This window comes from Microbulbifer aestuariivivens, from assembly GCF_039545115.1.
Taxonomy (GTDB): Bacteria; Pseudomonadota; Gammaproteobacteria; order Pseudomonadales; family Cellvibrionaceae; genus Microbulbifer; species Microbulbifer aestuariivivens.
The window spans coordinates 78,407-102,473 of the sequence record NZ_BAABRT010000001.1; the positions used below are offsets into that span (position 1 = coordinate 78,407).

Consider the following 24,067-nt stretch of genomic DNA (forward strand, 5'->3'; position numbering starts at 1 on the left):
AGCTATCATAGGTTTTTTCATAAGAAATTTGATGGCATAGATCCTCAATATTGGGTGGCTCATCGGATGCTTTTTTAAAATAGTTTTCATTTAAAAATGAAAATATAAACCCTCTCTGTTTGATCTTGAGCTTTTTGATAAAAAATCAATTGACTTTGGTTGGCTTGGCTTTATTTTTCAAGTGAAAAAATCTGATCTGGCTTTGTTTCGTTTTCTGTGCGGAGCGCTACTGTAATATTTATTCAGGTCGGTCATTATTGTGTCGATTATGGTCGTTGATGTGCTGGTTTCTGGTTTCTGGTTTCTGGTTTTTCTGTTGAAGTCTGCTTAATGAACTAACTAAAAAATGGATGAAATAGATATGTTTAAAAAGATCGCGATAATTTCTGTTTTAACTGCTTTCTTTACTGGCTGTGCATCGGTTCCCATGGAGAGCGATGATAAGGCCAGCAAGCTTAAAGAGTATGCGTCACCAAAGGATGGGAGTGCGGGTCTTTATATTTACAGAACATTTGGACCAGGAACGGCGCTTAAGAAAGATATATGGTTGAATGATGAGTGTGTAGGTCAATCCGCGCCCAACGTTTTCTTCTATAAAGAAGTTCCAGGTGATACGGAGTATAAAGTTTCAACAGAGTCAGAGTTTTCTCCGAATGATCTGATGTTGCAGGCCAAGTCTGGAGAGAACTACTTTATCGAGCAGTATATTAAGATGGGAGTTTTCGTTGGCGGCGCTGATCTGAAGCTTGTATCTACTGAGGAAGGGAAAAGAGATCTTGCGGAATTGAAACTGGCAAAGGCTGGAGAGTGCAGCAAGTAGCGATGATGGAGCTGGAGCAGAATTAAAGCACGCTCTTTTGAGTGTAGCGCAGAGATGGTTTCCATGCTCGTGCTGCCACGCCCTAACCCGAGTGTTTAAGGCTAGGTTTTCTTCTTTTTATGCTGTAAGATTTTGAAAATTTTTACCGAATATTAAAAGCCCTGTTTGTTTTTAGGGCATTTGCAAATGTTTTATGTGGTAAACGGCTTTGAGCCAGGCTGTAAAACTTGCTCGTAAACAAAAACTAAAAATGGAGATGTTATGTATAAAAAGACTTTGTTGGTTTCACTGATGATTTTTGCTTCAGTCAATGTAAGTGCAGAAGGTGCATACTTTGGTACTTCGATCGGTCAGGCTGAGGTAGATATTTCTGGTCTACAGTCAGCGACTTCGTTTTCTTTGACTGCCGGCTATGAGGTCACCAGGAATATTGCTCTAGAGGTTGCCTATGTTGACCTTGGTAGTGTAGAGGTTTCTGGGGCACCATTCACCTTGAGTACAGATGGCTTGAACTTCTCAGCTGTAGCTGCTCTTCCTGTCCATGAAAAAGTTGATGTTTTTGCAAAGCTCGGCTTTTTTAGGTGGGATTTTAGTGTTGACGAATCGGGAGCTGGAGAGGTGTTTAGTGATGATGGCACTGATATGAGCTATAGCGTCGGAGCGACGGCGAACCTGACTGAGCAATTTGACGCTGTCCTTGAGTATCAGGTGTTTGAATGGGATGGTGATGAAATTTCTAATGTTTCTCTAGGGGCAAAGTTTAGCTTTTAATTCATTTGGCTAAGTAAAGAAAGAAGAAAGGTGTGCTAGCATGCCTTTCTCCTTTTTTATCCTCTCATTAATTGCAAGAAAAAAATATTGGGGTGGAGCTAATCATTGACGCTTAAGGTCTCAGCACTCTTGAGCTTCAGATTCTTCTCGCTCAAAATCTTCCCTTTTTTCAGATCGACTTGGTCAATCCGCTTAGCCCTCCTACCTAGCTCTCACACTTACTGATATCTGTGCATTTATCCAGTAGAATTGCGCAAACCTTGATCTCAACCCAGAACCCAGAACAGTCTCTTGCCGCAAGGATTCCTCCTCAGCCGCCACAGCTTTGACCAACGCGGCAGCACCTGTATCCACTACTGGCTGGCCTCCCCCGAGGGCCCGGTCAAGCTGGTCATTGAAGGTGAGCGCCCGGTGTTTATGGTGAGGGTGGCCGACCGCGCTCAGGTCACCGAGGTGCTGGCCGGTGTCCCCTATGATTGGCAGCAGCTGGGCTTTCAGACCTTTAGCCGCGAACAAGCGGCCATGCTGTATTTCCCCACCATCGACGCCCACCGCCGCGCGCACGCACTGTTGCAAACTCGCGGCATCGAGGTGTTTGAAGCGGATTTTCGCCTTCACGACCGTTACCTGATGGAGCGCTTTGCCCGCGGTGGCCTCTACTTTGAAGGTGTGGCCAGGGCCAGAGATGGCTACATGGAATATCGGCAGGTGCGTCTCAGGGGCGCTGAGGTGCAGCCACAGTTCAAGGTGGTATCACTGGACGTGGAGTGCTCCGGCCGGGGTGAGCTGTATTCCGTCGGTCTCTACGGTCATGGTGTGGAGGAGGTGTTGATGGTGGGCGAGCCTGAAAGTGCTGAAACCACCATCCATTGGGTGGATGACGAGCGCGCGCTGCTCAAGGCGCTGGAGGCGAGGATTCAATGTCTGGACCCGGACATCATCATCGGCTGGTCGGTGGTGGATTTCGATTTCCGGCTGCTGCTGAAAAGGGCCGCCCGTCATGGTCTGCGCCTGAAGCTGGGGCGTGGTGGCACCGATGCCCGCTGGCGGGATGGCCGCGAGGGCAATCAGGGCTTTGTCACACTGCCGGGCCGGGTGGTGCTGGACGGTATCGACGGACTGAAAAACGCCACCTATAACTTCGAAAGCTTCAGCCTGGAGTTTGTGGCCCAGACCCTGCTGGGCAGGGGCAAGGACACCGAGGACGTGGACAACCGTCTGGCGGCGATTGAGCAGGATTTTCTGCATAACAAACCCAAACTTGCCGCGTACAACCTGGAAGACTGCCGGCTGGTCTGGGACATATTCCAGCACACGCGCCTGCTGGATTACCTGCGCCTGCGCGCCCAGCTTACCGGCTTGGAACTGGATCGCAGCGGCGGTTCGGTGGCGGCCTTCACCAACCTCTACCTGCCCAGGCTGCACCGCAGCCGCTATGTGGCGCCCAACCTGCCGGCCGACGGTGGCCTGGCCAGTCCCGGCGGCTATGTGATGGACTCCCGGCCGGGCCTCTATGACAACGTGCTGGTGCTGGATTTCAAGAGTCTGTACCCCAGCATTATCCGCACCTTCAAGATCGACCCCATGGGCTTGGTTGAAGGGCTGGCAGAGGAGGGGGAGTCTACACAGGAAGCGCGGCGTAAAGAAAAGCAGGAAAATAGACCTGAAGGACTACGTAAAGAGTGGCGCGAAGGGGAGAGTGAAGCGCGGCGGGAAGGTGCCCGGGTGGAGGAAGATACGATACCCAAGTCTATCCCCGGTTTTCGCGGTGCGCGCTTTTCCCGTGACAAGCACTTCCTCCCCGACATCATCACCAACCTCTGGGCGCAGCGCGACATCGCCAAGCAGGAGCGGGATGCCGCGCGCTCACAGGCCATCAAGATCATCATGAACTCCTTCTACGGCGTGCTCGGCAGTGGTGGCTGCCGTTTCTACGACACACGCCTGGCCAGCTCCATCACCCTGCGCGGTCACGAGATCATGCAGCAGACGGCCCGCTGGGTTGAGGAGCTTGGCCATCAGGTTATCTATGGCGATACCGATTCCACCTTTGTCTGGCTGAGCGGTCGGCCCAGCCCGGAAGAGGCGGATATCATCGGCAGAAATCTCGCCAGTGAAATCAACCGGCGCTGGCAAAACAAACTCAAAGACGAGCTGGCGCTGGAGTGCGAACTGGAGCTGGAATTCGAGACCCACTACCAACGCTTTCTGATGCCCACCATTCGCGGTTCAGAGGCCGGCTCAAAAAAGCGCTATGCGGGGCTGGTGGTGAACGGCGATGACGAAAAGCTGGTATTCAAGGGCCTGGAAACGGTGCGCAGCGACTGGACTGCTCTCGCCAGGGAGTTCCAGAGGCAACTCTATGGGATGGTGTTTAAGGGTGTTGATCCGTCCGAGTATATCCGCGAGACGGTACAGAAAACCCGGGCAGGGGAGATGGATGAGCAGCTAGTGTATCGCAAGCGGCTCCGGCGCAAACTGGACCAATACGTAAAAAATGTGCCGCCCCATGTGCGCGCGGCGCGGCTCGCCGATGAGCACCGCCGCCAGCAGGGGCTGGCACCCCGCTACCAGAACAAAGGCTGGATTCGTTACGTAATCACCCTCAACGGCCCGGAGCCGGTGGAGTACCGGCAGGCACCGATGGATTACCAGCACTATATCGACCGGCAGCTGAAGCCGGTGGCTGATGCTATTTTGCCTTTTATCGCGCTGGATTTTGACACCCTCGTGGATGGGCAGTTGGGGCTGTTTGGGGTGAGCTAATGACACAGGAAAACAGTCTGGAAAGACACACTCTCGTTGCGTTGTTAGCTATCAACGCCTGTATGTTTATCCTTGAGCTGGTGTTGGGATTGATCTCTCAGTCAACCAGTTTGATAGCAGACTCCCTAGATATGTTGGCGGATGCCATGGTGTATGGGCTTTCGCTTTACGCGGTTGGCAAGGCGCTGGCGAACAAAGTCTCTGCAGCCAGGGTGAGCGGTTACCTGCAGATTCTGCTGGGTGCCGCTGTGCTGTGCGAGGTTCTCAGGCGCTTGGTGTTCGGCAGTGAGCCGATAAGCACATTAATTATAGTGGTGGGCACAGTTGCTTTACTGGCGAATGTCGTTTGCCTTGCGCTTATCTCAAAGCACGACACTGGCGGTGTACATATGCGGGCCTCGTGGATTTTTTCAGTCAATGATGTCGTTGCCAATTTAGGGGTGATTGTATCTGCTTGCCTCGTTGCGCTGTTTGATAGCCGGTACCCGGATTTACTGATCGGTACGCTGATTTGTGGGCTGGTTGTGCGTGGAGGTATCAAAATCCAGCGTGAGGCCCGCGATGCCGAGAGTTCAGTGTTACATTTGATTAATCAGCGCTAACCCCAAAGCATAGGGGTGCAGCTTTACGCTTCCCCCTGTTATCGTAAACAGCCGCAAAAACTAAATAAGGGCGAAAGAATCGGCTGTTGGCCATCGGATATCGCAGTCTGAATTTCCACAGGCGGTAATATGTCGCTTGAGCAGATCGCTCTCATTGCGCCCGCAGATGACAATATTGAGATCATCGCTGCACCGAAATTCACGCGCGGAGTGATCGAATTTCCGCACTAGTAACTGGGCCTGCGCGAAAGTTTCCCAGTACGAGTTAAAGAGCACCCCCGAAGTCTAGCCCAACAGCAGCCATAGCCCGGCAGTGCACTACCGCACAGGCCAACGCAACATTTTCTGCAATTGATCACCCGCAGGCACGCCACAAAAAAGGTCAAGATAAGGTAGGGGCTTGAGCGGAGTGAGGTTTTGTGAGGCGTGCTTGATGGCAATCGCTGACTGGGTTGCTTAACCGGGCGGGCGAACCCGCCCGGTTAAGTCAGTTGGATTTACTTACTTAAACTGTCGGCTCCAGATCTGTGCTTCGCTGCTGGACGAATCACTATAGACGACCATAACCTCACCGTTTTCATTAACCGCCCCTGCGAGGGACCATTGCCCATCGTCATTGGCTTCCGTGGGAGCCAGTTCGGTTGACTGTCCCCAGCCATTGGCTGTCGTGTAACGGTTAAACCGGATAGTGGTATCAGTGCCGTCGTCGTGCTCCCAGAAAAACAAGGCGTTACCATTGTTATCGATTTCCAGGTCCAGATCCCAATTCATATAAGAGCAGAAACAAGAATCTCTGTAGCTGGAGCCTAGGTCTTCCTGGTTGCCCCAGCCCTCCCCTGGGATATAGCGTCTGCTGGACCAGGTGCCCGCCAAGTCGCGATCGGATCTAAACCAGGTAACAATAGCGCTGCCGTTAGTGCTCATGGCAAGCTGTGCAACTTTAACGCTTTCATCATGCTCTTCAAGTGGTGCCGCGCTACCCCAGCCATTTACCGTATCGTAATAGCTGTACCAGAGGTTGTATCGGAGTCCCTCACGTTTCGTCCAGATGGCGATGGCGTTGCCGCTGGCGTCCGCAGCTAATCGCGGGGTGCCTGCGCGGAGGCCGATATCCTCCGACAGCAGAAAAGGGGTATCCCAGCCACTGCCAGAATCAAACCGATTGGCATAGACCTTGTTGGTGCCGTCAAATTCCGCCCAGGTGACGATGGCATTGCCGTACCCGTCAAAGACCAACTGATGTCCATGGACAAAGCCAGGATCGGATTCAATTTTTACTGCGTCAGTCCAGCCTGACTCCAGTGAGAAATTGCGAGCCCAAATGTTGCCTAACCCCTCGACCCATAAGGCCATGGCATTGCCGTTGCTGTCCATCGCAAGTCTTGGTGCGCGACTGACACCGGGTGTGTTCAGTGTTACCGGTGTTGACCAGCTGCCTGAAGACTGATCGTAGTAGCTAACCCAGATGTCTGTTCTGAGATCTGCCCAGACGTCATCCCGAAGGTCGGTCCAGAAGTCTGTCCAGCTGCCGGTAAAGATACCCGTCAAGATGCGTCTTGAGATCGCTGAGAAGATGTCTGCCCAGATATCTGTTTTATGCTCGCTCCAGGCAATCATTGCATTGCCACTGTCATCGGAGGTTAACCAGAGTTCACGACCGTTGGTCTCAGTGTTTGATGGCGCCACTAAATCTAAGGGGGAAGGGGCTCCCCAACCGCTGCCAGCGCGGTAATGGTTGACCCAGATCTTATCTTCTCTTGACCACGCAGCAATCGCGTCACCGTTATCGTGGTAAACCACGTGGGGTCTGGTCATGTACGATGATGCGGCTGGGCCTTGTACCGTTTCTGCGTTAGTGCTGAGCCTGCCGTCGGCGGTGGTGAAACCCCAACTGGATACGCTGGCCAGTGCGTTACCGGCCAGATCGCTGATGTCGGTGCTTAGGGTGACGGTGTAGCTAGTTAGAATGCCCAAAGGCGTATTTGGGGTGAAGGTAGCCTCATTGGTGGAGGAGTCAAAGGAGACTGTACCTTGAACGGGGATGTCGCCCCTGAGACTGAAGCTCTCACTGGATACCGAGCTGGCCAGCAGTTCTTCGCTAAAGAAGGCCGAAACCACTGCCGAGCGTGGTACGCCGGTTTCGGTGCTGGTGGGCGAGGCATAAATCACCGTAGGAGCACTGGTGTCCACGGGCGCAGTGGGCTGTTCATTGGCACCACCGCTATTGTCTTCCACTGGCTCTGGCTGTTCGTTACCGCCAGCGCTGCTTTCTCCGGGTATCGGCGGCTGATCGTTACTGTCATCGCCGGTTCCAGTTGGTGCCGCTGGCTGTTCGTTACCGCCACCGCCGGAGTCCTCCGGTGTCGTTGACTGGTCGTTACCACCCCCTCCACAGCCACTGAGTACAATCACCAGGAAACTTGCAAGAACACCAGTGATGGTGCGTCTCCAGCACACAAAATCATTCATTATTATCATCCGTGATTTATAAAAAATGCGCGCAAAAGATAACATGCTCAAGGTGTAATGAAAATGTGAAGGCTGCGACGGATTAATATGTCCTCGCTCTACGCGGTGAGCACGAGCTCAACGGCAAAGTTGTGCGCTGTGCCAGTATATTTTGTGCTGATTGTCACAAGCTAAGGTTGCCACTAATCTCAGACAAGCTGTGCATTAACAGTTCTGTTTGTGTCCGTCGCAATCGACTAGTTGTCGGTGCGCTAGTAACATGGCGGGGAGTAATAGGGCAGGGTGTACAGTGCTCAGGGCCTGGCCGGCGGGGAATACAAGAAGATGACTCGCGTTTGGCGACCCTCACAACAGAACCCAGAAAGTGCGCAGATGCCTGTACCCGGATACCGGCACACCGAAGAAAGTACCCAGGTGAAAGTACCCAGGTGAAAGTACCCAGGTGAAAGTACCCAGGTGAAAGTACCCAGGTGAAAGTACCCAGGTGAAAGTACCCAGATGAAAGTACCCAGATGAAAGTACCCGGATGAAAATACCCAAGAGACTACAACCGCTGGTCGACGACGGTCTGATTGATGAGGTCGTTGTCCAGCTGATGAGCGGCAAGGAAGCGCAGGTGTATGTGGTGCGCTGTGGCGATGAGTTGCGCTGTGCCAAGGTCTTTAAGGAGGCCAAGCAGCGCAGCTTCAAGCAGGCGGTGCAGTATCAGGAAGGCCGCAAGATGCGCAATAGCCGCCGCGCGCGGGCCATGTCGAAGAAGACCCGCTATGGCCAGAAGGAGCAGGAGCAGGCCTGGCTGAGTGCCGAGGTGGATGCCCTCTACCGGCTGGCGTCCGCCGGTGTGCGCGTTCCGCAGCCATACGGCTTTGTCGACGGTGTGCTGCTGATGGAGATGGTCGCTGATGCCGAAGGGTATGCGGCCCCGCGACTGGACGACGTTACCCTGACCCCGGAGCAGGCCCGCGAGTACCACGCCCAGGTGATGGCCGATGTTGTGCGTATGCTTTGCGCCGGCCTTGTCCACGGCGATCTTTCTGAGTTCAACGTACTGCTCGGGCCGGAAGGCCCGGTCATTATCGATTTGCCCCAGGCGGTGGATGCCGCCGGCAACAACCATGCGGCTGCCATGCTGGAGCGCGATGTCAACAATATGCGCGCCTATTTTGGCCGTTTTGCCCCGGAACTGTTGAATACGGAGTACGGTAAGGAAATCTGGGCGCTGTATGAGAGCGGCGAACTGCATCCCGACAGTCGCCTTAGTGGCAGTTTCGAGCATGATGCGCGCAGTGTCGACGTCGCTGATCTGATGGCTGTTATCGATGATGTTCGTGAAGAGGAGGCCGAGCGTCTGGCTCCGGCCTGGGACAATGACTAGGCCGTTGATGATCCAGTAAGAGCCCCCTTTATCTTGAGGTACACATTTATGGCCACTCTGGGCACCCCGTTTTCCGCTACTGCAACCCGCGTACTGCTCTGCGGCGCGGGGGAGTTGGGCAAGGAAGTTGTGATCGAGCTGCAGCGCCTCGGCTGCGAGGTGATTGCCGTTGACCGCTACCCCAACGCCCCGGCGATGCAGGTGGCAGACCGCAGTCATGTGATCAATATGCTCGATGGCACTGCCCTGCGCGACGTGATTGAGAAGGAGCAGCCTCACCTGGTGGTGCCTGAAATCGAGGCCATCGCTACCGATACTCTGGCCGAGCTGGAGCGCGAGGGGGTGGAGATAGTCCCCAGCGCGCGAGCGGTGCAGCTGACCATGAACCGCGAGGGTATACGCCGGCTTGCCGCAGAAACTCTGGGCCTGACCACTTCCAGTTATCGCTTTGCCGCCAGCGAGGCGGAATTCAAAGCCGCCATCGACGAGATCGGCATTCCCTGCCTGGTCAAACCGATCATGAGTTCATCGGGTAAAGGCCAGAGCCTGGTGCGGGATGCCTCTCAGGTTCACCTTGCCTGGGCTTATGCGCAGGAGGGCGGCCGCGCCGGCAAGGGCAAGGTGATCGTCGAGGGCTTTGTGGATTTCGATTACGAAATCACCCTGCTGACGATCCGCCACAACGATGGCAGCGGCAGGATTGTCACCAGCTTCTGCGCACCCATTGGCCATCGCCAGGCGGACGGGGATTATCAGGAATCCTGGCAGCCGCAACCTATGTCGGCGACTGCCCTCGCGCGCGCTCAGGATGTTGCCCGGGCGGTGACCGACAATCTCGGTGGTCGCGGCCTGTTCGGGGTGGAGCTGTTTGTTAAAGGCGACGAGGTGATTTTCAGTGAAGTTTCGCCGCGACCCCACGATACCGGGCTGGTGACGCTGATCTCGCAGGACTTGTCCGAGTTCGCATTGCACGCCCGCGCCATCCTTGGGTTGCCCATTCCCAATATCCAGCTGCACCGCGCCTCTGCCTCTGCCGTATTGCTGGTGGAGGGGGATTCCACGCAGATGCGGTTCGGCAACCTGGCCACCGCGCTCGCCCGCCCGGATACCCAGCTGCGCCTGTTCGGCAAACCGGAAGTGGCCGGCAAGCGCCGTTTGGGCGTGGCCCTGGCGCGGGCCGATGACATTACAACCGCCCGCGATACCGCCAATGCGATCATTGCCGATATTGAGGTCAATCTGTAACGCTAAGCTTGACTGACTACTGGGCTGCATAGGCCGGTGTCATGGCCGGCTGTGTGTTTTTGCCGTGGCTTTGAACCTTGTGCTTGGGCTGTGTCTGATCAGCAGGTTGATCAAGGTCTGGCAAGGTCTGGCAAGGTCTGGCAAGGTCTGGCTGATAGCGGCCTCTCCGGACCCTGCGGCTCTGCTTCCGCTTCCGCTCTCTGATTCGTTTCTCTGATTTGGCCGTGTGTTTTTCCCTCCGATTGGTCTCCTTGGTCCGCCTTTCCAATCCGCTTTCAAATACTCTTTCAAACCCTCTTCCGGGTCGGAAGCGCCGGTCATTCTCGACAGTCTGGACTTCTTCTCGGCTTCCCCCGCCGGCCTACTTCATTGAATGTCGATGGGGTCGCAGGCGTTTCCAATAGGAAATCGGCCGCCCCTTACCTACAATACGCGGCCATTTACCGACACGAGTCATTGTCTTGACCAGCCCCGACAACCATCACCCCCGCGATTTCAAGTCCCTGCCGCTGCAGCCGGCGCTCCTCAAAAATCTGCAGGACCTCGGCTATCAGCGGCTGACGGAAATCCAGGCCGCTGCGCTGCCGGCGATTGTGGAGGGCAGGGATGTCATCGGGCAGGCCAAGACCGGTTCCGGCAAAACGGTGGCGTTCGGGCTGGGTCTGCTGCACAAGCTAAACGTGGAGCGATTCCGCGTGCAGGCGCTGGTGCTGTGTCCCACCCGGGAGCTGGCGGATCAGGTGGCGCGGGAGCTGCGCAAGCTGGCGCGGGCCATTCACAACATCAAGATTCTGACCCTCTGCGGCGGCATGCCCTTCGGGCCACAGATAGGTTCCCTCAAACACGGTGCCCATATCGTGGTGGGCACGCCGGGGCGGATTGAAGACCACCTGCGCAAAGGCAACCTAGACCTCGCCAATGTGGACACGCTGGTGCTCGACGAGGCGGACCGAATGCTCGATATGGGTTTCCAGGAGGTGCTGGATCAGATTCTTGAACAGCTGCCCGAAGAGCGGCAGACCCTGCTGTTTTCCGCCACTTACCCCAAAACCATCGATGCACTGGCGGGTCGGGTACTGCGCAAGCCGGTGAAGGTGGAAGTGGCGGCCGCGCATACCCAGAGTACCATCGAGCAGCATTACTACCGGGTGGAAAACAATGAGGCGCGGCCCGCGGCCCTGTACCAGTTACTGGCTAGCTATGACGCTTCATCGGCAATGGTTTTCTGCAACACCAAGAAAGAAACCGACGAGGCCGCGCAAACACTGAAGCGCGCCGGCTTTGCGGCGCTTGCCCTGCATGGGGATATGGAGCAGAAAGAGCGCGAACGCACCCTGACACTCTTCGCCAACGGCAGTGCCTCGATTCTGGTGGCAACGGATGTGGCGGCGCGCGGGCTGGATATTGAAGAACTGCCGGTGGTGGTGAACTACCATCTCTCCCGCGATCCCGAGGTACACGTACACCGTGTCGGCCGTACCGGGCGGGCTGGGCAGAAGGGTGTGGCCTTGTCTCTTGTCAGCAAGAAAGAGATCTACAAGCTGGAGCGTCTCGAAGAGTTGCTGCAGCTGAAAATCACCCTGGAGGCGCTGCCGGAGTTGCCCAGAGGGTTTACGCCTTCGCGGCCGGTGATGTCGACCCTGCAGATCGACGGTGGCAAAAAGCAGAAAGTGCGCGCCGGCGATGTGGTGGGTGCCCTCACCGGGGATGGCGGTATCGGCGGAGACCAGATCGGCAAGATCCAGCTGTTCGACTTTTCCACTTTTGTGGCGGTGGAGCGCGTGGTGGCCAAAAAGGCGCTGGCCAAACTCGCCAGCGGCAAGCTGAAAGGCCGCAAGTTCCGCGCTCGTATTGTCGGGGTTTGAGTCCCTGCGGCGCGTATACTGGCAACTCCGGTAACGGTGAGCGCGTGCAAGCTGCCGGCCATCGGTAACGGACTGAGTCGTCTATTGGAATTGATCGGTGCGATTAGCTGCTTTGGGCGTGTTTTGTCGGGACAAATGCCGCGAGGCATCAAGCATCAAGGCATCAAGGAGACAAGCCGGACTGGAAATACCCTGACAACAAAACGCAAACAGGCGGCCGCTGGCCGCCTGTTTTCAAGCCTTGACCCCGGGGATCAGAACTTGAACTCGGTGCCCACACCGAAGTAGCTGCGGTCGTAATCAGCAGCTGCAGACTCGTCGGTGAAGAAACCGTATACCTTGGCGGCGCTGGACAGCTTGTAGTCCAGACCCAGGCTGTAGGTCTCACCGTCTTCTTCGACAATATCAGACTGGCCGTACTGGGCTTTCAATGTCCAGGCATTGATCTTGTAGGCGGCGGAAGTCATCCAGCCTTCCTGGCTGCTGCCGTCTTCTTTTTCCTGCTCTTCGTAGAGGGCACCTACCTGAACCGCACCGATATTGTATTGGGTAACAAGGCGGGCGGTATCCCAGCCGTTGGCTTCCACATCCATGTCGTAGGCGTAAGCGATGTAGACGCCGCCCTGGTCGTAGGCGAAGGAAATGGAGGTGCCGTTGTCGCGGGTGATCTCGTTCTCTTGCTGGTCAGTGCCGATCACTTCTTCACGATTGCTGATATAGGCAGTGCTGACCTTGAAGCCTCCGAAAGAGGGGCTGGTGTACTGCAGGTTGTTGGCTTCGCGGTTGTCACTCTTGGTGATCAGGCTCTTGATATCGCCTTCCAGGTCGTTGAATAAATCAACTTTCTTCTGCGCCACTTTCAGCGGAGTGTCGAATTTGCCACCGATCACCTGACCGAAGTCACCCTGGATGCCTACGTAGATGTTGCGCTGGGAGAAGGTCTCTTCCGCATCGCCGTCCACATTGACCTCGTACTCCATCTTGTAGATGCCGGTGAGGCCGTTGGCGAAGGGCAGTTCGCCATTCACGCCCAGGCGTGAGGCGTTGCTCTTGATATCCGTGATGGAACCTTCGCCTTCGTCGGCAGACTGGAATGCGACATTGGCTTTGCCATAGAGCTGCATAGCCTTGGAGTCATCTTGACCAGTTGCCAGTGCTGGCACCACGGCGGCAATGGCCAGAGAGATAGCAGTTTTTTTCATGGTCGTCTCACAGGTTTGTGGTTTTGCTTGTGATTGAGGGCCGGCTTCCTGTCCGAATCTCTGCCATCCCTCGAGTTGCTGCGAATTCTGCGCATCGTATGTGACAAAAAAATTAAAGGTGACATTTTTTTATATAAACGCGCCAGGCCGATTAAAAAATGAGCAGCCGGCTGGTTCGGTGCAGCCAAATTCGCTGATTCCACTTCATGGACAACTTTTGCTTCATCGGCTGGAATCTGGCACAAACCCATGTTGGCGCTCGCAAAATCACTGGCCAGCCCCGGGAGCGGCGGGCAAACATCGGCAATAGACATAGGACGGCCGCTGAGCCGGGAAGACGGTAAACAGCCAAGTTAAAGCAGAGCTAAAACCGGAGCAGGGCAAAATCAACTTCATACCCAGATAGAGATCGCAGCATGGATGCAGCGAGTACGCAGGCCGGGGAAGGCAGTAACCGTAAAACGCTGTTAGCAGTGCGCCAACAGTTGAGGATTGCGGCGCGCTACCGGCCTGGCCCGAGAGAGCTGGCCGCCTATGTGGCGGCAATCCTTATCTGCGGCAGCCTGTATCAGCTCCCCACCCTGGAGGCTCTTGTTCTTGTGGGCTTTGCGCTTGCGGTGGCGGTGACTGTGTCCCCATGGCGCCGAGCTGTTCTGCCCCTCTTGCTGGCGGCAATGCTCGGCGCCGGATGGGCCACCTGGAGCAACCAGCGAGCGCTTTTGGACCGGCTCCCGGAAGCGGGCCACGGTGCGGACTGGGTTTTGCCGCTGCGTGTGGATTCACTGCCGGCGGTCAGGGATTCGCGCAGCCGCTACGGAAGCCGTGGGGGCGTCGATATCCGTTTCACTGCCCGGGTGCTGGATTCGGCTGCAGAGGAAAGCCTGCGCGGCAGGCACCTTGAATTGACTTGGTATGGGGCGGGTCCGGAGGAGCAGGCGCGGCTGCGCGGTGGCACTATCTGGACGATGCCGGTGCGGCTGAAACGCCCCAGAGGGAGCGTGAATCCCCACGGCTTCGATTACGAAGGCTGGCTGCTGCGCCGAAATATTTATGCCACCGGCTACATCAGGCCACAGGATGCGCAGCCCAAGCTGCTCGGTGAAAGTGGCGGGGTGCTGTCCGCCCGCGAGGCGATCCGCAGCCGCATTCGATCCCTGGAATTACCGAGCGCAGATTTGATCCTGGCGTTGGTACTGGGGGACCGCAGCGGCCTGTCGCATGCGGAGACACAGGCGCTGCGCAACTCCGGCACTGCGCACCTGATCGCCATCTCCGGCCTGCATGTAGGCATGGTGGCAGGCGCTGTGGCCCTGTTGGCGGGGCTGCTGGCGCGACTGATCGGGCTGTTTCTGGGCTGGACTCCCCGCTTGCTGGTGCCTGTTCTGTCGCTGACAGCGGCGGGCCTGTATGTGCTGATGAGTGGAGCGCCCTTATCGGCACAGCGGGCGCTGGTGATGCTGGCGGTTTTGTTGCTGGCCTGGTACTGGCGCCGGCGATTGCACAGCGCACTGGCGCTGCTGTTGGCGCTGGCGATCGTGCTTACCCTGCAGCCCCTGGCCTTTCACGGGCCGGGTTTCTGGCTGTCTTTTCTCGCTGTGGCGGCGCTGCTGCTGGGATTTCGCGGCCGCTATCGGGTCACGCCGCGAGCGGGACTCTCTCACTCTTGCGACTTGTCCCCACTGTGCGGCCAGCAGGGCTTATCCGGTCTGGCCAAAAGGTCGGCAGGGCGCTTGCTGGAGCTGCTGCGCAGCCAGTGGCTGATCGGGCTCGCCTTGCTGCTGCCATCCATGGCATTTTTTCAGGGTTTCAGTGCCGGCGGCTTTGTATTCAACCTGGTGGCCATTCCCTGGATGGCGGTGTCGATTCTACCTGCCTTACTGATCGGCACGCTGCTCGTGGGAACTTCAGCCGGCGCCTGGCTGCTGACATTGGGGAGTGCGCAGCTGCAGTTACTGCTGGAAATGCTCACCGGCCCAATGGCTGTCGGCGGCGGCTGGTTCAGTGCCGGCGCACCCGCCTCCCCCTGGCTGGCGGTAATGTTCGGACTCGGTATCTTCTGGCTGTTATTGCCAGCCGGCGTGCCGGGCAGGGCGCTTGGCTGGGTGGCGCTACTGGTGCTGCTGGTTGGCTTGCCGTCGGGCTGGCTGCCGCGGACGCCGGTTGCAGACAAGCTGGCGGTAACGGCGCTGGACGTGGGGCAGGGCCTTGCGGTGGTGCTGCGCTCCAGGGACGCCGTGCTGGTCTATGACGCAGGGCCCGGCACTGTCGGAGGCTGGAATGCCGGCAGCGCAATCGTCGCGCCATTTCTGCTGGGTGAGGGCGGACGCGAGGTGGACCTCCTGGTGCTGAGCCATGGCGACAGTGATCACGCCGGGGGATTTGCGGGGCTTCTGGCAATGATGCCAATCAAGCGGCTGGCGGCACCCGGGGAGTTGGTTCGGCGCATGAGCGCAGGAGCCGGACCTGATGGTTCATCTCGGCCGCAGGGTTTATCGGGTTCCCACAGTTTGGCGGCCTTTCCCTGCGTGGCCGGTAGCGCCTTCAATCTGGGTGGGATGCGCATTACCTGGTTGTGGCCAAACGAAGACGATGTCAGCGGGGAGGAAAATGACCATAGCTGTGTGGCGCTGGTGGAGTGGCGTGATCACCGTATCCTGTTGGCCGGCGATATTTCCACCTCGGTCGAGGGGCAATTGGCACGGCGCTTTGATGATTTCTTGCCGGTGGATTTATTGATTGCCCCCCACCACGGCTCCCGCACTTCGTCATCGGAAGCATTTCTGCGCTGGAGTCAGCCGGCGGCGGTGGTGTTCAGTGCCGGCTATCGCCATCATTTCGGGCATCCCCATCCGGAGGTGGTGAGCCGCTATCAACATCGTGGCGCGCGCATTTTTTCCACCGCCGACAGTGGTGCCGTTTCCTTCTTTTGGGAGCCAGGTGTTGAGTCTCCTGTGGTGCAAAAGGCCAGGGACACAGGGCCTTTCTGGCTGCGCTAGTGGAGAGATCGTGGAGGTTGCCTTTCGCAGGAATCCTGTCAGACCTGGGCAGAGGCGTATCAGGGGGCGGAGAGACGAGGCCAGATGGATTGGAACAAAATACGCGGATTAAGCGCGTGGTTAAAAAGAAGCTGGTGAATTCTTGGGCGTATTTACACTTTGCCTCCTGCGTCACACTGCGGCCACTGGATGCAACGGGGACTTAGCCGCCGGGACCAGCTGTGGTAGAGTCTGAGGCCGCTATTCCCTTTGGCAGTTTTGGGGTCATATAAAGTGCTCGAAATAATAAAATCCGGCGGCTGGCTGATGCTGCCAATACTCCTCTGTTCCGTTGCGGTGATTGCCATTTGTATTGAGCGTCTGTGGACGCTGAACGCCAGTCGCATCGCTCCGCGTACCTTGCTCGGTCAGGTCTGGGATTGGTTGAAAAACAACCAGGTCGACGGCGAGAAACTCAAGACTCTGCGCGATTCAAGTTACCTCGGGCGGATATTCGCCGCCGGGCTGTCCAACTCCAAGCACGGCCGCGAGGTGATGAAAGACAGCATCGAAGAGGCCGCCAGTCAGGTTGTGCATGAAATGGAGCGCTACCTCGGTGCCCTGGGTACCATCGCCGCCGTGGCACCGTTGATTGGTCTGTTGGGTACAGTGCTCGGCATGATCCAGGTGTTCACCGCCATTATGCTGGAGGGTACCGGCAACGCCGGTGTTCTGGCCGGTGGTATCAGCCAGGCCCTGATCACTACCGCCGCCGGCCTGACGGTGGCTATTCCGGCGCTGATGGCGCACCGCTATTTTCAGCGCCGTGTCGACAGTATCGTCGTGACCATGGAGCAGGAGGCGGTGAAGCTGGTGGATGCCCTGCACAGTGACCGCCGCATCGAAGCGGTCTGAGTGGGGTAAGTCCAATGCAGTTTCGCCGCCAGCAGCGCGAGCAGGATGGGGTCAACCTCACGCCACTGATCGATGTGGTCTTCCTGTTGCTGATCTTTTTTATGGTTTCCACCACCTTTACCAAGGAGAGCCACCTGAAGCTCAACCTGCCGGAGGCCGCCGGCCCACAGGCGCAGGCTGAGCCAAGCATGGTTGAGGTGTTGATTAACGCGGATGGCTCTTACGCGGTGGATGGCCGCGCGCTGATCAACAAAAAGCTGGCTACGCTCAAATCGGCGCTGTCGGAAGTTTCCGCGGGCGAGTACAATCGCCCGCTTGTTATCACCGCTGACGCCACCGCAGAGCATCAGGCGGTGGTTCGCGCCATGGATGCCGCGGGTCAGCTGGGGTTTGTCCACCTCAGTATCACTACACGGCAACCAGAAAAAAATTAACCCCTCGCAAGAGGGCCCGCAGTCCAACCGCAGCTGACAGGCTGACGGGGGACCCTGCAGGCCCGCTTAAGCGCAGCGCGTTCATGCTGCCGCTTTGTGTTTGCAGGGAGTCCGGCCAAGAGTTTGTATGGACAGAGTGAACGCGCCACCGCGCAAACCCCAGCGCGGTGCGGAAACCTACCGCCGCCTGTTGACCTACGCCCTGCCATACTGGCCGATCTTCGCACTGGCCGTGTTCGGCTTTCTGCTGTTTTCCGTCATGGGCGTGAGCCTGATCGCGGTGACCGAGCTGTTGCTGGATGCCGTTGGGGCGGGTATTCAGGAGAGCCGGGGCTTTCTCGCCAAGATCGTCGCCAGCCACTTTCCCGGCGGCGTGATGCCGCAGGAGACCGCCCGCTGGCTGATTCCGCTGGCGATGCTCTTGATCATCGTGCTGCGCGCCTGCGGCAATTTCATTGGCAGTTACGGATTGGCCTATGTGGGGCGGGCGGTGATTCACCAGCTGCGCACCCAGCTGTTTGCCAAAATTGGCCAGCTGCCCAGTGCCTACTTCGACCGCTATACCAGTGCCTACCTGATCTCCAAGGTCTCCTACAACGTGGAGCAGGTGACCAATTCCATCACCAAGGCGGTAAAAGTCCTGATCCGGGAGTCTTTTACCACCATCGGCCTGCTGACTTACCTGCTGCTGGTGAACTGGAAGCTGACTCTTACATTCTTTCTGTTCGCCCCAATGATCGCCCTGATCGTGCGCACCGTGGGCAAGCGCTTTCGCAAACTGAGCCACCGCATCCAGAACACCATGGGCGATGTGACCCATGTTACCCAGGAGGCGATCAACGGCTACCACGTGGTGCGCATGTACGGCGGTCAGACCTATGAAAACAAGCGTTTCGAGCAGGCCAGCGACAACAACCGCCAGCAGTTTATGAAGCTGGTGGTAGCGGACAACGCCAGTGTTTCGGTGATCCAGGTTTTGGTAGGGCTGTCCACAGCCACCATCGTCTGGCTGGCCCTGGCGCCGGGGATGGTGGAGTCCATGACCGCGGGCGTATTCGCCGCTTATATCGGTGCGGCGGCCTCACTGGCCAAACCCGTGCGCAGCCTGTCCGAGGTGTTTGCCGATATCCAGCGCGGGATTGCGGCCGCCGAGAGCATTTTTGAGGTGTTCGACTCTCCCAAGGAGCCGCTTGGCGGCACCGCGCGCTTGCCGGAGCCGGTTCGCGGCGCGGTTACCTTCGAACATCTGGGCTTCCGCTACGACCCGGCCGCCCCCGAGGTGTTGAGCGATATCCATGTCTCTGTTGAAGCCGGAAGCACGGTGGCGCTTGTGGGCGCGTCAGGCTCCGGCAAAAGTACACTGGTCAGCCTGCTGTCGCGCTTCTACGATCCCACTCAGGGGCGCATCCTGATCGACGGCACGGATATCACCGACGTGTCCATTGCCGACGTGCGCCGCCAGATCAGCATGGTTTCCCAGAGCATCGTGCTGTTCAATGACACCGTGTACAACAATATCGCCTATGGCGAGCTGGCCGGCGCCAGCCGCGAGGCGGTGGAGAGAGCGGTGCAGCTGGCCCATGCTTCCGAGTTCATCGGCGAGCTATCGGACGGTTTGGACACTATGCTGGGTGACAATGCGCAGATGCTCTCCGGTGGCCAGCGCCAGCGGCTGGCGATCGCCAGAGCACTGCTCAAGGACGCGCCAATCCTGATTCTCGACGAAGCCACTTCCGCTCTGGATAACGAGTCCGAGCGCCACATACAGGCAGCACTGGCTGAGGTGATGAAGAACAGAACCACTTTTGTGATTGCCCACCGCCTCAGCACTATCGAGAGTGCGGATTGTATTCTGGTGATGGAGCAGGGGCGTATTATCGAGAGCGGCACTCACGAAACATTGCTTGCAGCGGGCGGTCGCTACGCGACGCTGCTTCAGCAGCAAACCGCGGGGTAGGGATGTCACTGGAAGACTGGTTCAACAAGCGCTGGTATCCCGCCGATGAGGAGCAATCGTCCGGTGGCCTCGCGCTGCTGTCGCCGGTTGAGGGCCTCTACCGCCTCGCGGTGGAAGGGCGCCGGGGTTGGGCGCGCACCCACGCACCGGAGGCGCTCAGTGTGCCGGTGATTGTCGTGGGCAATATTACCGCTGGCGGGGCCGGCAAAACCCCGCTTGTGGCGGAACTCGCCCGCTGGCTGCACGAGCGCGGCATGAACCCGGGGATCGTCAGCCGCGGCTATGGCGGCCGGGCGAAGAGTTATCCATACCAGGTTACCGAGCAGTCCCACCCGCTGGAGTCCGGCGATGAACCCCTGATGCTGCGCCTGATCACCGGCCTGCCGGTGATGGTCTCGCCCAATCGGGCCGAGGCGGCGCAGGCGCTGATCGACTATCACCACTGCGATGTCATCATTGCCGATGACGGCCTGCAGCACTATGGACTGTGGCGCAGCATGGAAATCTGTGTGGTCGACGGCCAGCGCGGGTTCGGCAATGGCCGCCTGCTGCCGAGGGGGCCACTGCGCGAACCCATCTCACGTCTCGACCAGGTGGGGATTGTCGTCAGCAATGGCGAGCCGGAGCCCGAGGTGCGCAAACAGTGTGGCGGGCGGCTGGACTTCACCATGACGCTGCAGCCGGCCTGCTGGCACCAGTTCAACCTCGACCAGACATCTACGCTGAAGCTGGAGTCCGGGCCTGAGCCCGGCCTCGTCCACGGCGTTGCCGCCATCGGCAACCCGCAGCGTTTTTTCCGCACACTGCGCGGCCTTGGCTATCAGGTGGTGGAGCAGGCTTTCAGCGATCATCACGAATTCTCCCCGCAGGAACTGGAGTTTGACGGCGTCACACCGGTGATGATGACCATGAAAGATGCGGTGAAGTGCCGCGATTTCTGGCAGACCCATTGGTGGGCGCTGGAAGTACGTGCCAGCCTGCCGGACCTGTTTTACCAGAAGATTCACCAGCACATTCAGAACTTTGCCGAGCATGACTGATAGCGTTTCCTTTGATGTTGTAATTCCCGCCCGTTTTGGCTCCAGCCGTCTCCCGGGCAAGCCCCTGGCGGATATCGCCGGCAAACCCATGATCCAGCATGTCTATGAACGCGCCGGTGAGAGCAGCGCGGCGCGTGTGGTGGTGGCAACCGATGATATGCGGGTCGCGGAAGCGGTGCGCGGCTTCGGTGGCGAGGTCTGTATGACTTCAGCGGAGCACGCATCCGGCACCGACCGCTTGCAGGAGGTGGCGTCCAATCTCGGCCTCTCGGAGGAGCGCATCATCGTCAACGTGCAGGGCGATGAACCGCTGATTCCCGCGGCGGTGATCGACCAGGTGGCGGGCAACCTGGCCCGCAACCATGCGGCGGGTGTGGCGACTCTGGCTGAGCCGATCGAGTCTCTGGACGATTTTCTCAATCCCAACATCGTCAAGGTGGTGGCCTCTGAGAGCGGGCTGGCACGTTACTTCTCCCGGGCGCCCATCCCCTGGCCGCGTGACGCTTTTGCCTTCGAGCAGCGAGCACTGCCCGAGGGGCTGCACCCGCGCCGCCACATCGGTATCTACGCCTACCGGGTCGCGCTCCTGAACCGTTTTGTCGGCTGGCCCATGGCCCCACTGGAGCGATTTGAATCCCTCGAGCAGTTGCGCTTCCTGTTTCACGACGAGCAGATACACGTGGCGGACGCCCGCGAGCAGGTGCCGGGCGGGGTGGACACGGAAGCCGACCTGACGCGCATGCGGGAGCTGCTGGCGCGATGATCCAGCGGGATGTGGACCTGCAACCCTTCAACACCATGGCCATTCGTGCCCGCGCTGCGCACTATGCACATGTTGGCAGTCTGGACGAGTTGCGCGAGGCGCTGGAATTTGCCCGCCGCAGGCGCCTGCCGATCCTGCCGTTAGGTGGTGGCAGCAATATCGTATTGACCGGGGGTTACCCCGGGCTGGTTCTGCATATCGACCTCCAGGGCCTTGCGGTCGAGGAGGGCCCTCACGGGGCCCTGATCACCGCTGCCGCCGGGGAGAACTGGCATCAGCTGGTGATGCACACCGTAGCGCGCAATCTGGGCGGACTGGAAAATCTGGCCCTGATTCCCGGTCGTGTCGGCGCGGCCCCGATCCAGAACATCGGCGCCTATGGCGTCGAGCTTCGCGATACCTTCGAGGATCTCAGCGCGATCCATATCGCCTCCGGCGAACTGCGTGAATTCAGCAAGGCGGACTGCCACTTCGCCTACCGCGACAGCGTCTTTAAGGGGGATGCGCGGGATCAGTACATCATTACCCGGGTACGTATGCGCCTGCCGTCGAACTGGCAACCCCGCGCGGATTACCCGGCATTGCTGCAGTACCTTCAGGAGCATCAGATCGATGTGGGCGGCCTCACTCCCGCCAGGGTTGCCGAAGCGGTGATCGCGGTGCGCCGCTCCAAGCTGCCGGCACCGGAGAAGACTCCCAACGCCGGCAGTTTTTTCAAAAACCCGCTGGTCGATGAAACCGCGTACCTGGCGCTGAAGCAGGCCTATCCGGATCTGGTGGCTTTCCCGGCGGGCAAGTGCTGGAAGCTCGCCGCAGGCTGGCTGATCGACCAGGCCGGCTGGCGCGGACGCCGTATCGGCAACGTGGGCGTCCACGACAGGCAGGCCCTGGTCCTCGTCAACCCCGGCCGTGGAGCGGGGTCCGAGATCACCGATCTGGCCCGCGCTATTGCCGACGACATCCTGAACAGGTTTGGTGTGCAGCTGGAGCCCGAGCCCCGTTACTATCCCTAGCCCCGTTACTATCCCTGGCCCCGCTATTATCCCTGGCCCCGCTATTATCCCTGGCCCCGTTACTATCCCTGGCGCCGCTACCCCTCATATTGCGGCTTAACCCTGAATGCTGATCCTGCAGAGGTGCCGGCGAGCCAGGGCTGAACCTCGTCTCCGCTGGGGGTACACTGCGTACCCTGGGCAGAATCCATTGCAAACACCCTACGCAATCGCAGCGACTACGTGGAGCACTGAGGAGCACTGAGGAGCACTGAGGAGCACTTGGACGAAAAACGCTTCCGCCAGTTGGCCGAAAGGCTGGCCCATCAATACCCAGACAGTGTGACGCTGCCACTGCCGCCGGGGTGCGCTGTCCTGGTGCCTGACTGGCTTACTCCTGGTAAAGCTGAGACGCTGATGGCGCACTGCCTCGATACACTCGAGTGGGACCAGCCGTCGGTTCGCCTGTTCGGCCGCCAGTATCCGATCCCGCGCCGCCATGCCTTTATCGGTGATGCCGGTGTCCGCTACCGGTGGTCTGGCCTTGAGCAGCACCCCCAACCCTGGACCGCGCCCCTTAAAGATGTGCGTGACCGGTTGTTTGAGGCCGGTTTCGCTTTCAATTCCATTCTCATCAACCACTACCGCAGCGGCGCCGATGGCATGGGCTGGCATGCGGACAATGAGCGCGAGCTCGGCGATTCCCCGGTGGTTGCCACAATCAGCCTTGGCCAGCCGCGGAGGCTATCCTTTCGCGTGCGGCAAGGGGCAGGGCGAGAGGTGCTGGAGTTGCCCAGCGGGTCGCTGCTATTGACCTCTGGCGCGGTGCAGCACCACTGGCAGCATCAGGTTGCCAAAAGTCGCCGGCCGCTCGCCGGCAGGATTAGCCTTACTTTCCGTTATATCCATTCCAACCTGTAAAGGCTTTTTTTCTCAAGCCTGCGACACGCTTTGCGGTGGTGGCTTTGTCTGGTATGTTGGCTCCGGCTCTGTAGGAAGGAACTTTGCGCGGCACTGCCAGCGCTGAGTAATAACAATAACGGCGAAGTGCATATGATGCTCGGGGTGTGAGAGACCTGAGTCGCGGTCGCTAAAGCATCCGCAGTTGGGGCTATTTTGATTAGAGTCTTAGTGGTTGACGATCACGACCTTGTGCGTATGGGAATAGCGCGCATGCTCAGTGACGTTACCGATATCGATGTTGTCGGCGAGGCAAAGTCCGGGGAAGAGGCGCTGGCGTTTGTGCGCCGTGAGGATGTTGACGTCATTCTTATGGACGTCAAAATGCCCGGAATGGGTGGCCTTGAGGCCACCAGAAAGGTGGTTGCCCGCTCTCCCTCCATAAAGGTGGTTGCGGTCAGCGCGCTGGATGACGATATTTTCCCCGGCCGGCTGCTGCAGGCCGGCGCCTTTGGCTATGTCACCAAGGGCGCGGATCTGGAGGAAATGGTTCGCGCTATTCGATCCGTGCAGCGGGGTGAGGTTTTTATCAGCAGCTCAATGGCCACCAAAATGGCCATGCGCAATGTCTCCGGCAAGCCCGAAAATGCCTCCCCCTTTGATGAGCTCTCGGAGCGTGAATTGCAAACGGCGGTTCTGATCGTCAATGGCAGCAAGGTTGCGGATATTGCCGACACCCTCGCGGTGAGTCCCAAGACGGTGAACAGTTATCGCTACCGGATTTTTGACAAGCTGGGAATTCACAGCGATGTCGAATTGACGCTGCTGGCGGTAAAATACCAGCTGTTGGACCCCGAGACGGTGCTCTAGGCAACGGCCTTCTTCGTCATTCATACAAGCTATGACTCTCTCTTGCTCTCTAGTGGCTTTGTGGCTTTCTGATGGCGAGAGCGGCTTTAGGCTGTAGCCAGCCACG

At 58.2% G+C, this 24,067-nt stretch carries 19 protein-coding genes; 16 read left to right on the forward strand and 3 right to left on the reverse strand.

Going from position 1 to position 24,067, the window contains the following annotated elements; genetic code table 11:
* Window positions 1–346: 346 nt before the first annotated feature.
* The 4 genes from ABEA58_RS00300 (at window position 347) to ABEA58_RS00315 (ending at window position 4,959) form a co-directional block, all read left to right on the forward strand.
* The gene (locus tag ABEA58_RS00300; RefSeq protein ID WP_345547717.1) at window positions 347–820 is read left to right on the forward strand and encodes a DUF2846 domain-containing protein; all 474 of its coding nucleotides are present in this window, start codon (window positions 347–349) and stop codon (window positions 818–820) included.
* 261 nt (window positions 821–1,081) lie between these two features.
* Window positions 1,082–1,591 carry an outer membrane beta-barrel protein gene (locus ABEA58_RS00305; RefSeq protein ID WP_345547718.1) on the forward strand — a complete coding sequence of 170 codons (510 nt, stop codon included), beginning with the start codon at window positions 1,082–1,084 and terminating at the stop codon, window positions 1,589–1,591.
* A 291-nt stretch (window positions 1,592–1,882) separates the two neighbouring features.
* Entirely contained in the window at window positions 1,883–4,357 is a 2,475-nt protein-coding gene (locus ABEA58_RS00310; protein ID WP_345547720.1) for a DNA polymerase II, read from the forward strand.
* Entirely contained in the window at window positions 4,357–4,959 is a 603-nt protein-coding gene (locus tag ABEA58_RS00315) for a cation efflux transmembrane domain-containing protein (RefSeq protein ID WP_345547722.1), read from the forward strand. The genes ABEA58_RS00310 and ABEA58_RS00315 overlap by 1 nt, the downstream gene beginning before the upstream one ends.
* A 501-nt stretch (window positions 4,960–5,460) precedes the next feature.
* Here ABEA58_RS00315 and ABEA58_RS00320 read toward each other — a convergent pair.
* Window positions 5,461–7,428, reverse strand: a complete 1,968-nt coding sequence (locus tag ABEA58_RS00320) for an Ig-like domain-containing domain (RefSeq protein WP_345547724.1) — start codon at window positions 7,426–7,428, stop codon at window positions 5,461–5,463.
* A 526-nt stretch (window positions 7,429–7,954) separates the two neighbouring features.
* On the opposite strand from ABEA58_RS00320, the gene ABEA58_RS00325 reads away from it, so the two are divergent.
* From ABEA58_RS00325 to dbpA, 3 genes are all read left to right on the forward strand, one after another.
* Window positions 7,955–8,803: a PA4780 family RIO1-like protein kinase gene (locus ABEA58_RS00325; protein ID WP_345547725.1), complete on the forward strand. Its 849-nt coding sequence runs from the start codon at window positions 7,955–7,957 to the stop codon at window positions 8,801–8,803.
* Window positions 8,804–8,851: 48 nt separating this feature from the next.
* Window positions 8,852–10,048 carry a formate-dependent phosphoribosylglycinamide formyltransferase gene (purT, locus tag ABEA58_RS00330; RefSeq protein WP_345547727.1) on the forward strand — a complete coding sequence of 399 codons (1,197 nt, stop codon included), beginning with the start codon at window positions 8,852–8,854 and terminating at the stop codon, window positions 10,046–10,048.
* A 461-nt stretch (window positions 10,049–10,509) separates the two neighbouring features.
* Window positions 10,510–11,913 (forward strand): ATP-dependent RNA helicase DbpA, encoded by a 1,404-nt coding sequence (gene dbpA / locus ABEA58_RS00335; RefSeq protein WP_345547728.1) that lies wholly within the window; start codon window positions 10,510–10,512, stop codon window positions 11,911–11,913.
* Window positions 11,914–12,167: 254 nt separating this feature from the next.
* Here dbpA and ABEA58_RS00340 read toward each other — a convergent pair whose 3' ends face one another.
* Both ABEA58_RS00340 and ABEA58_RS00345 read right to left on the reverse strand, forming a co-directional pair.
* On the reverse strand, window positions 12,168–13,115 hold the full coding sequence (locus ABEA58_RS00340) for a porin (protein WP_345547730.1): 948 nt from the start codon (window positions 13,113–13,115) through the stop codon (window positions 12,168–12,170).
* Window positions 13,112–13,429 carry a hypothetical protein gene (locus tag ABEA58_RS00345; RefSeq protein WP_345547732.1) on the reverse strand — a complete coding sequence of 106 codons (318 nt, stop codon included), beginning with the start codon at window positions 13,427–13,429 and terminating at the stop codon, window positions 13,112–13,114. The genes ABEA58_RS00340 and ABEA58_RS00345 overlap by 4 nt, the downstream gene beginning before the upstream one ends.
* Window positions 13,430–13,531: 102 nt before the next feature.
* Here ABEA58_RS00345 and ABEA58_RS00350 point away from each other — a divergent pair, with 102 nt between their 5' ends.
* From ABEA58_RS00350 to ABEA58_RS00390, 9 genes are all read left to right on the forward strand, one after another.
* A complete protein-coding gene (locus ABEA58_RS00350) occupies window positions 13,532–16,111 on the forward strand; it encodes a DNA internalization-related competence protein ComEC/Rec2 (RefSeq protein WP_345547734.1) in 2,580 nt (859 codons plus the stop codon).
* 273 nt (window positions 16,112–16,384) lie between these two features.
* A complete protein-coding gene (locus ABEA58_RS00355) occupies window positions 16,385–17,005 on the forward strand; it encodes a MotA/TolQ/ExbB proton channel family protein (RefSeq protein ID WP_345547736.1) in 621 nt (206 codons plus the stop codon).
* Window positions 17,006–17,019: 14 nt separating this feature from the next.
* Window positions 17,020–17,439 (forward strand): ExbD/TolR family protein, encoded by a 420-nt coding sequence (locus tag ABEA58_RS00360; RefSeq protein WP_345547738.1) that lies wholly within the window; start codon window positions 17,020–17,022, stop codon window positions 17,437–17,439.
* Between the two features lie 127 nt (window positions 17,440–17,566).
* Entirely contained in the window at window positions 17,567–19,396 is a 1,830-nt protein-coding gene (gene msbA, locus ABEA58_RS00365) for a lipid A export permease/ATP-binding protein MsbA (RefSeq protein WP_345547740.1), read from the forward strand.
* Window positions 19,397–19,398: 2 nt separating this feature from the next.
* On the forward strand, window positions 19,399–20,436 hold the full coding sequence (gene lpxK / locus ABEA58_RS00370; protein WP_345547741.1) for a tetraacyldisaccharide 4'-kinase: 1,038 nt from the start codon (window positions 19,399–19,401) through the stop codon (window positions 20,434–20,436).
* Window positions 20,429–21,199: a 3-deoxy-manno-octulosonate cytidylyltransferase gene (gene kdsB / locus ABEA58_RS00375; RefSeq protein ID WP_345547742.1), complete on the forward strand. Its 771-nt coding sequence runs from the start codon at window positions 20,429–20,431 to the stop codon at window positions 21,197–21,199. Before lpxK ends, kdsB begins: the two co-directional genes overlap by 8 nt.
* The gene (murB, locus tag ABEA58_RS00380; protein ID WP_345547744.1) at window positions 21,196–22,212 is read left to right on the forward strand and encodes a UDP-N-acetylmuramate dehydrogenase; all 1,017 of its coding nucleotides are present in this window, start codon (window positions 21,196–21,198) and stop codon (window positions 22,210–22,212) included. Before kdsB ends, murB begins: the two co-directional genes overlap by 4 nt.
* A 261-nt stretch (window positions 22,213–22,473) precedes the next feature.
* Window positions 22,474–23,112, forward strand: coding sequence for an alpha-ketoglutarate-dependent dioxygenase AlkB family protein (locus ABEA58_RS00385; RefSeq protein ID WP_345547745.1), 639 nt, complete (start codon window positions 22,474–22,476; stop codon window positions 23,110–23,112).
* Window positions 23,113–23,307: 195 nt separating this feature from the next.
* Window positions 23,308–23,961: a response regulator gene (locus ABEA58_RS00390; protein WP_345547747.1), complete on the forward strand. Its 654-nt coding sequence runs from the start codon at window positions 23,308–23,310 to the stop codon at window positions 23,959–23,961.
* Window positions 23,962–24,067: the final 106 nt, after the last annotated feature.

What these genes read in the sequence shown, in the direction of transcription:
- ABEA58_RS00300 (WP_345547717.1), top strand. Translation starts at nt 347, where the DNA reads ATGGATGAAATAGATATGTTTAAAAAGATCGCGATAATTTCTGTTTTA.
- ABEA58_RS00305 (WP_345547718.1), top strand. Translation starts at nt 1,082, where the DNA reads ATGTATAAAAAGACTTTGTTGGTTTCACTGATGATTTTTGCTTCAGTC.
- ABEA58_RS00315 (WP_345547722.1), top strand. Translation starts at nt 4,357, where the DNA reads ATGACACAGGAAAACAGTCTGGAAAGACACACTCTCGTTGCGTTGTTA.
- ABEA58_RS00320 (WP_345547724.1), bottom strand. Translation starts at nt 7,428, where the DNA reads ATGAATGATTTTGTGTGCTGGAGACGCACCATCACTGGTGTTCTTGCA.
- ABEA58_RS00325 (WP_345547725.1), top strand. Translation starts at nt 7,955, where the DNA reads ATGAAAATACCCAAGAGACTACAACCGCTGGTCGACGACGGTCTGATT.
- purT (WP_345547727.1), top strand. Translation starts at nt 8,852, where the DNA reads ATGGCCACTCTGGGCACCCCGTTTTCCGCTACTGCAACCCGCGTACTG.
- ABEA58_RS00340 (WP_345547730.1), bottom strand. Translation starts at nt 13,115, where the DNA reads ATGAAAAAAACTGCTATCTCTCTGGCCATTGCCGCCGTGGTGCCAGCA.
- ABEA58_RS00345 (WP_345547732.1), bottom strand. Translation starts at nt 13,429, where the DNA reads ATGTCTATTGCCGATGTTTGCCCGCCGCTCCCGGGGCTGGCCAGTGAT.
- ABEA58_RS00350 (WP_345547734.1), top strand. Translation starts at nt 13,532, where the DNA reads ATGGATGCAGCGAGTACGCAGGCCGGGGAAGGCAGTAACCGTAAAACG.
- ABEA58_RS00360 (WP_345547738.1), top strand. Translation starts at nt 17,020, where the DNA reads ATGCAGTTTCGCCGCCAGCAGCGCGAGCAGGATGGGGTCAACCTCACG.
- msbA (WP_345547740.1), top strand. Translation starts at nt 17,567, where the DNA reads ATGGACAGAGTGAACGCGCCACCGCGCAAACCCCAGCGCGGTGCGGAA.
- lpxK (WP_345547741.1), top strand. Translation starts at nt 19,399, where the DNA reads ATGTCACTGGAAGACTGGTTCAACAAGCGCTGGTATCCCGCCGATGAG.
- kdsB (WP_345547742.1), top strand. Translation starts at nt 20,429, where the DNA reads ATGACTGATAGCGTTTCCTTTGATGTTGTAATTCCCGCCCGTTTTGGC.
- murB (WP_345547744.1), top strand. Translation starts at nt 21,196, where the DNA reads ATGATCCAGCGGGATGTGGACCTGCAACCCTTCAACACCATGGCCATT.